This is a genomic window from Bacillus sp. Marseille-P3661 (assembly GCF_900240995.1).
In the GTDB taxonomy this organism is placed as follows: Bacteria; Bacillota; Bacilli; order Bacillales; family Bacillaceae_J; genus OESV01.
Genome location: NZ_LT965953.1, coordinates 2,021,230 through 2,037,388, shown reverse-complemented (window position 1 = coordinate 2,037,388; position 16,159 = coordinate 2,021,230). Strand labels below are relative to the sequence as shown.

Here is a 16,159-nt window from a genome sequence, read left to right as displayed (position 1 = left end):
GGAATTAGATTATACTGGGGGAACATATAAATGACAGGAATGAAAGCGGGACTATATCTTTCACCTAAAAATTTTGCCTTAGGTGAAATTCAAAAGCCAAAGTTAAAGTGTGATGAGGCTTTAATCAAAGTAGCATATGCAGGAATCTGTGGAACGGATATGATGATTTATTCTGGAAAACATCCACGAGCGAAAGCTCCATTAGCAGCTGGGCACGAATTTTCTGGAGTAATAGAAGAGATTAAAGGCGAGTCATTATTTAAGATTGGAGATCCCGTTGTAATTGAACCTACGCTCAGTTGTGGATCATGTGAGGCTTGCTCAGTAGGACAAAATCACGTTTGTAAGATGTTGCGTCTAATTGGGATTGATGTACATGGAGGATTCTCGGAATATGTTGCGGTTCCATTGCACCGTCTTCATCTTGTACCAAGCGATCTGTCTTTAGCCACCGCGGCTTTAACCGAACCTGTCGCGGTTGCGGTACATACTGTTCGCCGATCAAATGTAAAAGTGGGTGATAATATAGCCATTATTGGAGCGGGACCGATTGGATTACTAGTTGGATTAGTAGCTAAGCTAGCTGGTGCGAGCCAGGTGATTATCTCCGATGTAAGCCCGCATAGATTAGGTATTGCTAAGGAATTGGGATTAACGGTATTGGATGCAAAAGAAGTTGACGTAACAAAAGAAATACTTGATTTAACAAATGGTGTTGGGGCTGATGTCGTGTTTGAGGCTGCAGGAACGCAAATAACAGCCCAACAAATGACGGAAATTGCACGCATACAAGGTCAAATTGTTGTTGTAAGTGTATATAAAAAGGCTCCAGAAATTGATCTTGCAAAAATGCACTTTAAGGAACTATCCATAGTAACGACCCGCTGTTATAGCAGAAATGATTTTGTGACAGCGATTAAAATGATGGCTTCAAAACAATTGAATGTCGAGCCGTTAATCTCTCATGATCTGCCACTCGAAGAAATTAGTAAAGGATTCAAATTAATGGAAAATCCAGATGAGTCCTTAAAAATATTATTTCATCCATAAAAAAGGGGTTCTTAAAATGACACAACTATTTAATTTAACAGGCCAAATTGCTGCCTTAACGGGTGCTACAAGAGGTATAGGACGAGCAATGGCGGTTGCTTTAGCTGAGTCTGGAGCGGATATTGCATTATTACAAAGAAATTTAGAACAGTTAGATGTTAAAGAGGAAATTGAAAGTTTTGGACGGAAATGTGAAATTATACCTTGTAATTTAGATGATGAAAAACAAGTAAAAGACGCGATCCCAGCTGTTGTAAGTGCGTTTGGGAAAATTGATATTTTAGTAAATTGTGCAGGTATTCAACGGCGCTCGCCTGCAGTAGATTTTTCAGAACAGGATTGGGACGATGTGATCAATGTAAATTTGAAAACAGTATGGATTTTATGCCAACAAGCTGGAAGATATATGGTTCCTCAAAAAAGCGGAAAAATTATTAATGTAGCTTCATTACTTTCATATCAAGGTGGAATCACGGTTCCTGCTTATGCAGCATCAAAAGGTGGTGTAGCCCAACTTACGAAAGCCCTGTCGAATGAGTGGGCACAGCACAATGTAAATGTGAATGCAATTGTTCCAGGCTATATCGCAACTGATATGAACACAGCCTTAATAAATGATAATAATCGAAATAAACAAATACTTGATCGAATTCCTGCAGGTCGGTGGGGAGAGCCAGAAGATTTTGCTGGGACAGCAATTTTCTTAGCATCCCAGGCCTCTAACTATATTCATGGACATTTGCTAGCGGTAGATGGCGGTTGGTTGGGACGTTAAATGGCATTCGAATGAGGGAAAACGATATTGTTATATAAAAAAGCGGTATGGGGGTCTACGCTCCCATACCGCTTTTTGTTTGAAGGTACTATCAATTTGAGACCTCAATGAATTCAATTTCTTGGATCTGCTCAGTTTTATTATCAAATTTGATGTTAATTATCACTCCGAACTCTTTATCGCTTTCTATTAACCATAGTTTAAATTTTTCCGTGATAGTTGTTGTGTCACTTTCTCTACCAAGATGCAAATAATCGACGATTTCAGCATGTGGGTACTGTTCTTTCGTTTTTTGCATTGCGATTCTTCCCCACTTAGCGTACTGTGGTACGTTGTCAGCTAGAACATGATGTATTGTAGGTGCAGTGTAGAATGGTTGTATACTACTAAAAATTAAAAGTGTATATAAAAATAAACATCCTATTGTTTTTCTCATTTGGTGCTCCTTTTTTCGCTTAAAGTATAAGCGAATAGTCAACAAGATATTACTATAGTTAGTAGGGTTGCCGACCTGAACTACCTTATACTAAAAGGAATCAGGTATTACTGCCACTTTCGCTAATAAATGGATTTATTTGTTTTTTATCTTATACTTGTGTTGTTATATGATTGAGTATGTGGTAGTAATTAGACTTCAGATACATTAAAGGAGATCAGAATGATTAATGAAAAGAAAAAGGCATTGCTAGTTGGTGCAAGTGGATTAGTTGGTTCACAGCTATTGAATTACTTGTTAAATTCCCCGGAATATGAAGTAATAAATGTTTTTGTTCGTACACGTCTTGAAATAACACATCCAAAGCTAAAACAAATCGTTATTCATTTTGACCAGATAGAAGATTATATTGAATATATAGATGTAAATGATGTCTTTTGTTGTCTTGGAACTACAATCAAAAAAGCGGGTTCACAAGAAACTTTTAAAAGAGTTGATTATGAATATCCTGTCAAGATAGCAGAATTAGCGAAAAAAAGTGAGGTTCAAAAATTCTTAATTATTTCAGCACTAGGTGCAGATGCAAAATCTAAAATTTTTTATAATCGTGTTAAAGGTGAGGTTGAAGAACGACTTATGAAAGAGAAATTACCTTCTTTGCATATTTTTCGGCCTTCACTTTTATTAGGGGAACGAACTGAATTTCGCTTTGTTGAAAAATTATCAATATTATTATCACCTTTATACAGTTTATGGATGGTAGGTCCCCTTCAAAAGTTCAGGCCAATACGAGCTAAAGATGTTGCGGCAGCAATGTATGTTGTAGGGCAAAGGGGAGTTAAGGGTACATTTATATATGAATCTCATGAAGTCCTACAGGTTAGTAAACAAATAACTGACTAAGTAATTAAGTTTTTTGAGGAGCGCTCGCTCTATATTCGAATTTTTATATTGTATGAGATATAGTTATTGATGTATTGTAATGTATGTTATTAAATAAAAGGTGTTTGATACTAAATATATCAACAGACCTATTTTATTTTCGTTACAAGAAAGGAACGTAATATAATGCTTGCAGCAACACATATGTTAGCTGGTGCTACGGTATATAAGGTAACAAGCCACAAAAAAGCCATTGGCTTACCGTTAGCATTTGGATCGCACTTTGGATTAGATTGTATTCATCATTATGATTTGAATATTAATGGGAATTTAATAATCGGGGTGCCGATCATTTTATTTATATTGCTAATGGGCTGGAAACAAAAGGATGGGGTACTTATTATTGCGGCGTTTTTAGGGATGCTGCCCGATTTGATTTCAATTTTAAAAATCAGTGATTCATTCCATCAAATTCATATGTTTCTGCATTTTAAGCCATCTTATCCGTTACCACCTTATCTACTTGTTATTGAGGGTTTGTTAGCAATATTATTTATTACATATTTAATTAAGAAATGGGATATGAAATGAGGGAGTGTTCATTTTGAAGAACGTATTATTTATTATTTGTAGTATGGTTATACTGTTCGTTGGTTGTAGCTCATTAGATGAAACAAGTGACCAATACACAGAAATAAGGCAACTGGCATGGCAATATGTAGAAAAACAAGGGTGGGAGAGGTTAGTTTCAAGTTCTTGGCAAAGTGCAATTGTTGAGAAGAGAGTATTATCTGAAAAAGCTGCCAAAGATGCAGAATTATCCGATTCATCATTCGTTGGTACAGAACTTCTTTGGGTTACATTTCCAAGTGGATTTGCTCCGACAATAATTATCGACGAAAGGTCAAAAGAAGTGATTGGTTATATCCAAGAGAAATAATACTTCATGTCATAGGAGCGAATCTTATTGAAAACAGGTGTTATCTGCTTAGGAGAAACGCTTTTTGATTATATTCCAACAGACAACAATATTATTTATCAAAAAAGTCCTGGTGGTGCTCCTGCAAATGTTGCAGTTGGTTTAGCACGGCTAGGACTTTCTGTTCATACTATCCGAAATAAATTTTTGAGTGAGAGCGATTTAAAAGGAGAAATATTTAAGGAGTGTAAAATTTTTCACTTTGGTTCAATTTCACTAATGGATGAACCATCAAAGTCAGTAACATATAAAGCTATTCAATTAGCCAAGCAAAATAAAATGCTCATTTCATATGATCCTAAATTACGCTTATCTTTATGGCCTTCCCATGACACAGCTAGAAAGACAATACATAGTGTGCTGCCCGAAATCGATATTCTCAAAATATCTGGTGAGGAATTGTTTTTCTTATTAGACAGTAGGGAAGAGGACTTAATCACTTCTATAAACAAATTTCGTTTACTTTATAAAAATATTACTGTAGCAGCAATTACGCTTGGTGCTGAAGGGAGTATCATTTGTTATAAAGATAACTTAGTAAAATTGGATGGGATGAAAGCTGAAGTAGTGGATACAACTAATGCAGAGGATGCATATGTTTCTGGGCTATTATATATTTTACATGAGTGTAAACGCGATATACATGAATTATTGATTGAGGATCTGAGGGAAATAGGTAGCATTGCGAATATTTCAAGAGGATTAACTGTTTCGTCAAAAGGTGTTATAAGTGGACTACCAAAACTGGAACAAATCAATAAGAGTGTAAATCATTGGGACATAGAGATAATAAGCTTGGATTATTGGGATGAAAATTTTTGGAAAAAAGTTTCTTTTATTTATAAAGAAGCTTTTGGACATGGAGCAAAGCCCCTACATATTATTATAAATATGTTTAATAAGAATATTTGTACCTTACACATTGCAATGCAAGGTTCTATTATTGCTGGGATGGCTCTAACCGGTGAAACTCGCAATGGACAAACATTAATAATTGATTATCTTACTGTTGCAAAATCGACACGTAACAAAGGGATTGGTAAAAAACTTGTAGATTACATAAAAAATTGGGCTTTAACTGAAAAACAGATGGACAGTATTATTATCGAGATTGAAAATGATCGTACACAGGAATGTAGCGGACGAGTAAAGTTTTGGGAAAAATGCGGATTCAAATTGACGAACTACATCCATTATTACAAGGTAGTTCCTGAACCATATCAAGCAATGTATATAAAGTTATGTGGAGACTCAACACTTTCTACAAATGGAGAGAAACTTTTTAAATATATTGAAAAGTTCCATAAGAAGTCATTTAGAAATTAAATTTCGAACATGAAAAGCTGCAATGTTATTGCGGCTTTTATTATGCCTGAAGTAATAAAGTCCTCTTCAGATTTAAGTTGGAAAAATATATTAATAAAATTGTTGTTTTCATATTTTAGTAGTTAAGTAATGTGGTAGAATAAAAAAAGCATTTAATTTTGAAGTTTTTAACTTATGGGTTGGGTGGTAAAGGATGGATATGGATAAGTTGACATTACATACTTTGATTGATGTGATTGCGGAATTGTTTTCAGATGAAACATCTATTGCAGTGTCCAATACAAATCAATATATTTATTACCGTCCGAGTAAAAGGATTGACCTTAAAATCAAGGAAGGCGATCCAATCAAGGAAGGAACGATTACATATAAGGCACTCACAACTAAACATAAAGTATCCGAATTTATTAATCGGGATGTTTATGGTGTTCCTTATTATGGTATGGCCGTACCGTTTATATTTGGAGGTCAAATGAGGGGTTGTGTTACAGCTGTATTTCCTACTCTTACCAGTGGTAAATCAGTGGTTACCGTTAAAGTTAATGATGGTTGGATTCCTATACCTTTCTCTAAAGTAATATATATTGAAGCTAAAAATCGTAAGACATATGTTTGTATGCAAGATTGCGAAGGAACTCATAAAGATTCTTTAAGTGAGTTTGATTATAATTTACCGCAAGAATCTTTTATTAGATGCCATCGCTCTTTTATTGTTAACGTTAATCATATTAAAGAGATATTCCCTGATTCGCATTCCACTTTTCAATTGCTTATGGATAATGGAGCTCGGATTCCCGTTAGTCAATCATATTCAAGCTATTTTAGAAAATTGCTAGGATTTTGACGGAATTTGCCAGATTGTGCTGTTTGAAACTCAAATATTCTGCTTTATCTGATTTTTCTATAATTCTAACCGTTTTTTTTATAGGAAATACAGTATTCCTTTAAAATTATATTCTATAGGGTAGAAGGGAGTTAGATTATAGTGGATATTATAAAGCGTATTCGAGATCCACGTCTTCACGACCGTGTGGTTTCGCCAGAAAAAGCAGCATCTTGGATAAAAGATGGTATGACATTGGGTTTGAGTGGTTTTACAAGAGCAGGAGATGTAAAGGCAGTTCCACATGCGTTAGCAAAGCGTGCTGATGATGAATCGTTCAAAGTGAACGTATTTACCGGTGCATCGTTAGGATCTGACATAGATAAAATATTTGCGGAAAAGGGTATTATTAACAAACGACTACCATTTCAAGCGGACTCAACAATGAGAAAAAAGATAAATCAAGGTGATTTTTATTTTGTAGATCACCATTTGTCACACACTGCAGAGTTGGTAAGAGCAAATGTAATGGAACCAATTGATTTTGCAATTTTGGAAGCGGTTTCCATTACTGGGGATGGCATGATTATTCCGACAACCTCAATAGGCAATTCAATGGCGTTCGCATTACACGCAAAAGAAATTATTGTTGAAATTAATACAGCTCAACCATCTTCATTAGAGGGTGTTCATGACCTGTTTGATCCAGGTAGACAAGGTGAGCGCTCTCCAATTCCGTTAGTAAAACCAGATGATCGCATTGGGACTTTAGGAATACCTGTAGATGTTGATAAGATAAAAGGAATTGTATTTACTAATCAACCAGATTCACCATCGACAATAGTTGATCCTGATGATGAAACAGTAATGATGGCGCAGCATTTAATTCAATTTTTACGCGAAGAGGTTAAAGTAGGACGTTTAACGAATAAGTTAGCACCGTTACAATCAGGTATTGGTTCAATAGCGAACGCTGTGCTGCATGGGTTACTCGATTCAGAATTTGAAGATTTAGAAGTTTATTCAGAAGTTTTGCAGGATGCAGTTTTTGATCTGCTAGATGCTGGAAAAGTGCGATTTGCATCTTGTTGTTCAATAACGCTATCGGCAGAAAAGATGGAAAAAGTATATACTAATTTTGAACAATATCGTGATCGTCTACTTTTAAGACCGCAAGAAATTTCAAACCATCCAGAACTAATAAGGAGAATGGGACTTATTTCGATAAACACTGCTTTGGAGCTTGATATATACGGTAATGTGAATTCTACGCATGTTTCTGGGACGCATATGATGAATGGTATTGGTGGTTCTGGTGATTTTGCAAGAAACGCACGCCTTGCGATATTTGTTACAAAGTCAATCGCGAAGGGCGGTAATATTTCAAGTATTGTACCGTTTGTATCTCATACAGACCATACTGAACATGATGTCGATGTTATTGTTACAGAACAAGGATATGCAGATTTGCGAGGATTAGCACCGCGGGAACGAGTAGAGCTTATTATTGAAAACTGTGCTCATCCTATGTATCGTGATCAATTGCGCGAATACTATAATGAAGCAGTTGAAAGAGGTGGTCAAACACCTCATGTGCTAGAAAAGGCATTCTCGTGGCATGCAAATTATGCTAAAAGTGGAACTATGCTAGATAAAGTTGTACAAGAAGTTTAATTTGAACAAATAATATATTATGAAACTCTAAAACTTCCGTAGTAGAAGAACAACGCTTCGAATTGGAAGTTTTTTATGTAAAAAGTTAATTATCGTTTTCCTTGTGTAAATGCAATCTTAGTTAAAAATTACCGTTGTGCTGTCATTTGGAAAATAGTATGATGATGTCCCGGAGTATTATAGAGGGAAAATGACCCTAAATTTTGATTTAGGTATTAATCTAAATGAAAAAGTTGACTTGATATTTCACCTGTGTTAACATTACAAATGTCACTTTTTCAAGTGCTTATTGAATTCATTTCATTAGCGAAAAAAGTATTGACTTCCACGAAGTTGATGTGATATACTAATTCTTGTCGCTGCAACAAGCGAATGAGAAAATGATGTTCTTTGAAAACTAAACAAAATGTCAAGCGTGCAAAACAAGTTGAACTATAGTTCAACAACCAAGTCAGTATATTAGTTTGAGCAATCAAACCCTTTTCGGAGAGTTTGATCCTGGCTCAGGACGAACGCTGGCGGCGTGCCTAATACATGCAAGTCGAGCGGATGACGAGGAGCTTGCTCCTCTGATTCAGCGGCGGACGGGTGAGTAACACGTGGGCAACCTGCCTGTANTTTTCGGAGAGTTTGATCCTGGCTCAGGACGAACGCTGGCGGCGTGCCTAATACATGCAAGTCGAGCGGATGACGAGGAGCTTGCTCCTCTGATTCAGCGGCGGACGGGTGAGTAACACGTGGGCAACCTGCCTGTAAGACTGGGATAACTTCGGGAAACCGGAGCTAATACCGGATAATCTCTTGAACCACATGGTTTAAGAATAAAAGATGGTTTCGGCTATCACTTACAGATGGGCCCGCGGCGCATTAGCTAGTTGGTGAGGTAACGGCTCACCAAGGCGACGATGCGTAGCCGACCTGAGAGGGTGATCGGCCACACTGGGACTGAGACACGGCCCAGACTCCTACGGGAGGCAGCAGTAGGGAATCTTCCGCAATGGACGAAAGTCTGACGGAGCAACGCCGCGTGAGCGATGAAGGCCTTCGGGTCGTAAAGCTCTGTTGTTAGGGAAGAACACGTACCAGTTAACTGCTGGTACCTTGACGGTACCTAACCAGAAAGCCACGGCTAACTACGTGCCAGCAGCCGCGGTAATACGTAGGTGGCAAGCGTTGTCCGGAATTATTGGGCGTAAAGCGCGCGCAGGCGGTTTCTTAAGTCTGATGTGAAAGCCCCCGGCTCAACCGGGGAGGGTCATTGGAAACTGGGAAACTTGAGTGCAGAAGAGGAGAGTGGAATTCCACGTGTAGCGGTGAAATGCGTAGAGATGTGGAGGAACACCAGTGGCGAAGGCGACTCTCTGGTCTGTAACTGACGCTGAGGCGCGAAAGCGTGGGGAGCGAACAGGATTAGATACCCTGGTAGTCCACGCCGTAAACGATGAGTGCTAAGTGTTGGAGGGTTTCCGCCCTTCAGTGCTGCAGCTAACGCATTAAGCACTCCGCCTGGGGAGTACGGTCGCAAGACTGAAACTCAAAGGAATTGACGGGGGCCCGCACAAGCGGTGGAGCATGTGGTTTAATTCGAAGCAACGCGAAGAACCTTACCAGGTCTTGACATCCTCTGCTACTTCTAGAGATAGAAGGTTCCCCTTCGGGGGACAGAGTGACAGGTGGTGCATGGTTGTCGTCAGCTCGTGTCGTGAGATGTTGGGTTAAGTCCCGCAACGAGCGCAACCCTTGTCCTTAGTTGCCAGCATTCAGTTGGGCACTCTAAGGAGACTGCCGGTGACAAACCGGAGGAAGGTGGGGATGACGTCAAATCATCATGCCCCTTATGACCTGGGCTACACACGTGCTACAATGGATGGTACAAAGGGTTGCGAGACCGCGAGGTTGAGCCAATCCCATAAAGCCATTCTCAGTTCGGATTGTAGGCTGCAACTCGCCTACATGAAGCTGGAATCGCTAGTAATCGCGGATCAGCATGCCGCGGTGAATACGTTCCCGGGCCTTGTACACACCGCCCGTCACACCACGAGAGTTTGTAACACCCGAAGTCGGTGGGGTAACCTTTTGGAGCCAGCCGCCTAAGGTGGGACAGATGATTGGGGTGAAGTCGTAACAAGGTAGCCGTATCGGAAGGTGCGGCTGGATCACCTCCTTTCTAAGGAAGAATTACGAAGACGCGCTTAGACATTTTGTTTAGTTTTGAGAGAGCATTCTCTCTATATTGTTCTTTGAAAACTAGATAGCAATAACATTCATATTTACTGTAGAAAAGTTCTTATTAAAATCTTGATGATTAAGATCATCTTAGGTTAAGTGAATAAGGGCGCACGGTGAATGCCTTGGCACTAGGAGCCGATGAAGGACGGGACTAACACCGATATGCTTCGGGGAGCTGTAAGTAAGCTTTGATCCGGAGATTTCCGAATGGGGAAACCCACTGTTCGTAATGGAACAGGATCTGTACCTGAATACATAGGGTACTGAAGGCAGACCCGGGGAACTGAAACATCTAAGTACCCGGAGGAAGAGAAAGCAAACGCGATTTCCTGAGTAGCGGCGAGCGAAACGGAAGAAGCCCAAACCAAGAGGCTTGCCTCTTGGGGTTGTAGGACACTCTATACGGAGTTACAAAGGAACGAAGTAGGTGAAGTGGTTTGGAAAGACCAGCCGAAGAAGGTAACAGCCCTGTAGCTGAAACTTCGTTCTCTCTTGAGTGGATCCTGAGTACGGCGGGACACGTGAAATCCCGTCGGAAGCTGGGAGGACCATCTCCCAAGGCTAAATACTCCCTAGTGACCGATAGTGAACCAGTACCGTGAGGGAAAGGTGAAAAGCACCCCGGAAGGGGAGTGAAAGAGATCCTGAAACCGTGTGCCTACAAGTAGTTGGAGCCCATTTATGGGTGACAGCGTGCCTTTTGTAGAATGAACCGGCGAGTTACGATCCCGTGCAAGGTTAAGTCGAAGAGACGGAGCCGCAGCGAAAGCGAGTCTGAATAGGGCGATTGTAGTACGTGGTCGTAGACCCGAAACCAGGTGATCTACCCATGTCCAGGGTGAAGTCCAGGTAACACTGGATGGAGGCCCGAACCCACGCACGTTGAAAAGTGCGGGGATGAGGTGTGGGTAGCGGAGAAATTCCAATCGAACTTGGAGATAGCTGGTTCTCCCCGAAATAGCTTTAGGGCTAGCCTTAAGGTAAGAGTCTTGGAGGTAGAGCACTGATTGGACTAGGGGCCCCCATCGGGTTACCGAATTCAGTCAAACTCCGAATGCCAAAGACTTATCCTTAGGAGTCAGACTACGAGTGATAAGGTCCGTGGTCAAGAGGGAAACAGCCCAGATCACCAGCTAAGGTCCCAAAGTATACGTTAAGTGGCAAAGGATGTGGAGTTGCTTAGACAACCAGGATGTTGGCTTAGAAGCAGCCACCATTTAAAGAGTGCGTAATAGCTCACTGGTCGAGTGACTCTGCGCCGAAAATGTAACGGGGCTAAACGTATCACCGAAGCTGTGGATTGACACTTACGTGTCAGTGGTAGGGGAGCGTTCTAAGGGCTTTGAAGCTAGACCGGAAGGACTAGTGGAGCGCTTAGAAGTGAGAATGCCGGTGTGAGTAGCGAAAAGACAAGTGAGAATCTTGTCCATCGAAAGCCTAAGGTTTCCTGAGGAAGGCTCGTCCGCTCAGGGTTAGTCGGGACCTAAGCCGAGGCCGAAAGGCGTAGGCGATGGCCAACAGGTTGATATTCCTGTACCACCTCTTTACCGTTTGAGCAATGGAGGGACGCAGGAGGATAGGGTAAGCGCGCTGTTGGATATGCGCGTCCAAGCAGTTAGGCTGGTAAGTAGGCAAATCCGCTTACCACATAAGCTGAGCTGTGATGGCGAGGGAAATATAGTACCGAAGTTCCTGATTCCACACTGCCAAGAAAAGCTTCTAGCGAGGTAGAAGGTGCCCGTACCGCAAACCGACACAGGTAGGCGAGGAGAGAATCCTAAGATGCGCGAGAGAACTCTCGTTAAGGAACTCGGCAAAATGACCCCGTAACTTCGGGAGAAGGGGTGCTCTGATAGCGTGCAAGCGCGAGAGAGCCGCAGTGAATAGGCCCAAGCGACTGTTTAGCAAAAACACAGGTCTCTGCGAAGCCGCAAGGCGAAGTATAGGGGCTGACACCTGCCCGGTGCTGGAAGGTTAAGAGGAGAGGTTATCCTTTTCGGAGAAGCTTTGAATCGAAGCCCCAGTAAACGGCGGCCGTAACTATAACGGTCCTAAGGTAGCGAAATTCCTTGTCAGGTAAGTTCTGACCCGCACGAAAGGTGTAACGATTTGGGCACTGTCTCAACGAGAGACTCGGTGAAATCATAGTACCTGTGAAGATGCAGGTTACCCGCGACAGGACGGAAAGACCCCGTGGAGCTTTACTGCAACCTGATATTGAATTTTGGTACAGCTTGTACAGGATAGGTAGGAGCCTGAGAAGCCGGAGCGCCAGCTTCGGTGGAGGCATCGGTGGGATACTACCCTGGCTGTATTGAAATTCTAACCCGCGCCCCTGATCGGGGCGGGAGACAGTGTCAGGTGGGCAGTTTGACTGGGGCGGTCGCCTCCTAAAGAGTAACGGAGGCGCCCAAAGGTTCCCTCAGAATGGTTGGAAATCATTCGTAGAGTGTAAAGGCACAAGGGAGCTTGACTGCGAGACCTACAAGTCGAGCAGGGACGAAAGTCGGGCTTAGTGATCCGGTGGTTCCGCATGGAAGGGCCATCGCTCAACGGATAAAAGCTACCCCGGGGATAACAGGCTTATCTCCCCCAAGAGTCCACATCGACGGGGAGGTTTGGCACCTCGATGTCGGCTCATCGCATCCTGGGGCTGTAGTCGGTCCCAAGGGTTGGGCTGTTCGCCCATTAAAGCGGTACGCGAGCTGGGTTCAGAACGTCGTGAGACAGTTCGGTCCCTATCCGTCGTGGGCGTCGGAAATTTGAGAGGAGCTGTCCTTAGTACGAGAGGACCGGGATGGACACACCGCTGGTGTACCAGTTGTTCTGCCAAGAGCATCGCTGGGTAGCTATGTGTGGACGGGATAAGTGCTGAAAGCATCTAAGCATGAAGCCCCCCTCAAGATGAGATTTCCCATTACTTTAAGTAAGTAAGATCCCTCAGAGATGATGAGGTAGATAGGTTCGAGGTGGAAGCATGGCGACATGTGGAGCTGACGAATACTAATCGATCGAGGACTTAACCAAGTAGAAAACCTGACACGACTGTTCAGACTCGATGAGCAAATGTTCTTCCGACGAAGAAGTCGATAGACTTCCGGAGGAGGAAGGTTATTTGATCTCGAGAGTCTAGGAGTGGAAGGTGGACAATTACCTACAGAATATGAATGCTTGTTATCTAGTTTTGAGGGAACAATCCTCAAAATTAATATGTTTGGTGACGATAGCGAAGAGGTCACACCCGTTCCCATTCCGAACACGGAAGTTAAGCTCTTCAGCGCCGATGGTAGTTGGGGGCTGCCCCCCTGTGAGAGTAGGACGTTGCCAAGCAAAGACAAGGAGTAGCAGAAATGCTACTCTTTTTAGTGAATAAGAAAGTGAAACTCAAATAACGGAATAGATGTCCGTATACATTTTAAAAGCGGACAAAAAAGCCCTTATTTACACAAAAGCGGCAGCCTTTATAAGTTTACCGGACAATAAATCCTCTATTAACCAAAAAACAAAAGAAAGTACGTCCTCATTCGTGCAATAGCGGAGCAAAAGTCCGTGAAACGCAAAAAAACCTCTGTGAAACGCAAATAACGGAATATATGTCCGGATACATTTCAATAGCGGACAAAAAAGCCCTTATTTACACAAAAGCGGCAGCCTTTATAAGTTTACCGGACAATAAATCCTCTATTAACCAAAAAACAAAAGAAAGTACGTCCTCATTCGTGCAATAGCGGAGCAAAAGTCCGTGAAACGCAAAAAAACCTCTGTGAAACGCAAATAACGGAATATATGTCCGTATACATTGATTAAGTCCGTATAATTGTGTAAAAAGAAAATGAGTCATTTTATTCCTTCTTGTCTACAATGTTTAACAACCACGAAAAACAAGGAAGAGAGGAATAGAGATGACTCAGTTACAGTTTAACCTAGATATGGAAGTTTTAAAAGATTCTGTAATAAATTCTAATATTGATACTGTCGTGAAATCAGCTGTTGTATTGATCTTAAATGAATTCATGGAAAAAGAAAGAGATGACTACTTACAAACATATCCTTACGAGCGCACTGATGATCGTCGTGATTACCGCAATGGTTACTATGAACGAGAATTAACAATGAGTATTGGGAAGATCAAACTCAAGGTGCCTAGAACTCGTAATGGAGAGTTTTCACCTTCGGTTTTTGAAAAATATGCACGCTGTGATCAAGCTTTAGTCCTATCCATGTTAGAGATGGTCATTAATGGTGTTTCTACAAGAAAAGTAACACATATTGTTGAGCAACTCTGTGGTGAGAATATGTCCAAATCGTTTGTATCTTCACTCACGCAAAAACTAGATCCGATTGTAAATGATTGGGCAAAACGGCCTCTAAATACTATCTATTATCCTTATATTTTTGTAGATGCCACTTATATAAAAGTACGTGAACACCATCGTGTTGTTTCTAAAGCTGTTTATATTGCCACTGCCCTTACTGAAAAGAACCAACGAGAAATACTGGGTTTAAGTGTAGATCATACTGAAAGTTTTGAGAGCTGGAGTCAATTTTTAAAGCATCTCAAATCCCGTGGTTTACAATCACCTAAACTTGTTATTTCTGATGCACATCAAGGTTTACAGAAAGCTATACAACGTGAATTTATTGGGACTAGCTGGCAGAGATGTAATGTACATTTTAAGCGTAATCTTATTGAGAAATTACCTAAAAAGGACTCGAATGAAATCCGCACGATGATCAAACGTGTGTTTGAGGCGGTTACCATCGATGATATGAGGATGTTTAAGGATGAACTTATGAGTGAATTTGGAGATAATCCTAAATACGTAAAGGCATTGGAAATACTAGATGAAGGTTTCGAAGATACCATCCAATACATGAATCATCCAGTGGCTCTTCGCCCTCATATACGAAGTACTAACTCACTTGAACGCTTAAACCAAGAAGTTAAGCGAAGAGAAAAAGTGATTCGAATCTTTCCTAATACACAATCTGCTTTCCGCCTGGTAGGAGCTGTATTAATGCATTATCAACAGACTGTATACTCAAAGAAAAAATCTCTAACAAAGTAGGCTATTTTTTCAAACTTCCATCAGGGGATTATCCCACAATCAATAAAGGCCATCAAAGGGAAAAGCGCCTTTGACAGCCTTTATTGATTGTGGAGTTGTAGAACCATGGAAGTTTCGCAAAAAAAATATATAGGGGACAGCATCTCCTTGACACTTAACTAGTTGGTAAACATTGTAAAGGAATTTACACAAGACTATGGACTTGACTTATACATTTCAATTGCGGACAAAAAAGCCCTTATTTACACAAAAGCGGCAGCCTTTATAAGTTTACCGGACAATAAATCCTCTATTAACCAAAAAACAATTGAAAGACGAATACTAATCGATCGAGGACTTAACCAAGTAGAAAACCTGAAACAACTGTTCAGACTCGATGAGCAAATGTTCTTCCGACGAAGAAGTCGATAGACTTCCCGAGGAGGAAGTATTTGATCACGAGATTCTAGGAGTGGCAGGTGGACAATTAACTACAGTTTATGAATACTTGTTATCTAGTTTTGAGGGAACAACCTCAAGTTAAATTTGGTGACGATAGCGAAGAGGTCACACCCGTTCCCATTCCGAACACGGAAGTTAACCACTTCAGCGCCGATGGTAGTTGGGGGTGTTCCCCTGTAAGAGTAGGACGTTGCCAAGCAAGAACAGAGTAGCAGAAAGAAATGCTGCTCTTTTTTGCATATAAACTAAAACTGGAAGGTTTTTCAAATAGAAATGAATAAAGTAATATTTATACCCTAGGGTTGTGATGGGGAAGGAGAACAAGGAAACAAGCGAGAGAGCACTGAAGGGTATGATAAATCCGCTATGGTAGAACGAGTGCAGGTATTCAGGGAGCCATGGCTCATCTGAAGCCGAGGTAAGAACACGGAAGATAAGATCGAGCACACATGATAATTGGGAACTGTCCCCTCTG

At 41.1% G+C, this 16,159-nt stretch carries 10 protein-coding genes and 4 rRNA genes; 13 read left to right on the top strand and 1 reads right to left on the bottom strand.

From position 1 onward, the window contains the following. Window positions 1-30 precede the first annotated feature (30 nt). Together C1724_RS09425 and C1724_RS09420 are read left to right on the top strand one after the other, a co-directional pair. A complete protein-coding gene (locus tag C1724_RS09425; protein WP_258000329.1) occupies window positions 31-1,050 on the top strand; it encodes a zinc-dependent alcohol dehydrogenase in 1,020 nt (339 codons plus the stop codon). 16 nt (window positions 1,051-1,066) lie between these two features. Next, window positions 1,067-1,825, top strand: coding sequence for an SDR family oxidoreductase (locus C1724_RS09420; protein ID WP_102346410.1), 759 nt, complete (start codon window positions 1,067-1,069; stop codon window positions 1,823-1,825). A gap of 91 nt (window positions 1,826-1,916) precedes the next feature. On the opposite strand, the gene C1724_RS09415 is transcribed toward C1724_RS09420, so the two are convergent. Next, entirely contained in the window at window positions 1,917-2,261 is a 345-nt protein-coding gene (locus C1724_RS09415; protein WP_102346409.1) for a DUF3889 domain-containing protein, read from the bottom strand. A 222-nt stretch (window positions 2,262-2,483) separates the two neighbouring features. On the opposite strand from C1724_RS09415, the gene C1724_RS09410 reads away from it, so the two are divergent. The 11 genes from C1724_RS09410 (at window position 2,484) to rrf (C1724_RS09350) (ending at window position 15,883) form a co-directional block, all read left to right on the top strand. Next, on the top strand, window positions 2,484-3,164 hold the full coding sequence (locus tag C1724_RS09410) for an NAD(P)H-binding protein (RefSeq protein ID WP_102346408.1): 681 nt from the start codon (window positions 2,484-2,486) through the stop codon (window positions 3,162-3,164). A gap of 165 nt (window positions 3,165-3,329) precedes the next feature. Then, window positions 3,330-3,734, top strand: a complete 405-nt coding sequence (locus C1724_RS09405; RefSeq protein ID WP_102346407.1) for a hypothetical protein — start codon at window positions 3,330-3,332, stop codon at window positions 3,732-3,734. A gap of 13 nt (window positions 3,735-3,747) precedes the next feature. After that, on the top strand, window positions 3,748-4,083 hold the full coding sequence (locus C1724_RS09400; RefSeq protein ID WP_102346406.1) for a hypothetical protein: 336 nt from the start codon (window positions 3,748-3,750) through the stop codon (window positions 4,081-4,083). Between the two features lie 27 nt (window positions 4,084-4,110). Then, window positions 4,111-5,448 carry a PfkB family carbohydrate kinase gene (locus tag C1724_RS09395; protein WP_102346405.1) on the top strand — a complete coding sequence of 446 codons (1,338 nt, stop codon included), beginning with the start codon at window positions 4,111-4,113 and terminating at the stop codon, window positions 5,446-5,448. 199 nt (window positions 5,449-5,647) lie between these two features. Then, entirely contained in the window at window positions 5,648-6,292 is a 645-nt protein-coding gene (locus C1724_RS09390; RefSeq protein ID WP_102346789.1) for a LytTR family DNA-binding domain-containing protein, read from the top strand. A gap of 141 nt (window positions 6,293-6,433) precedes the next feature. Next, window positions 6,434-7,945 (top strand): acetyl-CoA hydrolase/transferase family protein, encoded by a 1,512-nt coding sequence (locus C1724_RS09385; RefSeq protein ID WP_374703429.1) that lies wholly within the window; start codon window positions 6,434-6,436, stop codon window positions 7,943-7,945. A gap of 618 nt (window positions 7,946-8,563) precedes the next feature. After that, a 16S ribosomal RNA gene (locus C1724_RS09380) occupies window positions 8,564-10,112 on the top strand. Window positions 10,113-10,264: 152 nt separating this feature from the next. Further along, a 23S ribosomal RNA gene (locus C1724_RS09375) occupies window positions 10,265-13,201 on the top strand. Between the two features lie 186 nt (window positions 13,202-13,387). Continuing rightward, window positions 13,388-13,504: ribosomal RNA gene (gene rrf / locus C1724_RS09370) — 5S ribosomal RNA — on the top strand. The 16S, 23S and 5S rRNA genes sit together here, the layout of an rRNA operon. Window positions 13,505-14,076: 572 nt before the next feature. Then, complete coding sequence (locus C1724_RS09360) at window positions 14,077-15,243, top strand: IS256 family transposase (protein ID WP_102346402.1); 1,167 nt, start codon at window positions 14,077-14,079, stop codon at window positions 15,241-15,243. 524 nt (window positions 15,244-15,767) lie between these two features. Continuing rightward, window positions 15,768-15,883: ribosomal RNA gene (rrf, locus tag C1724_RS09350) — 5S ribosomal RNA — on the top strand. Window positions 15,884-16,159 lie beyond the last annotated feature (276 nt).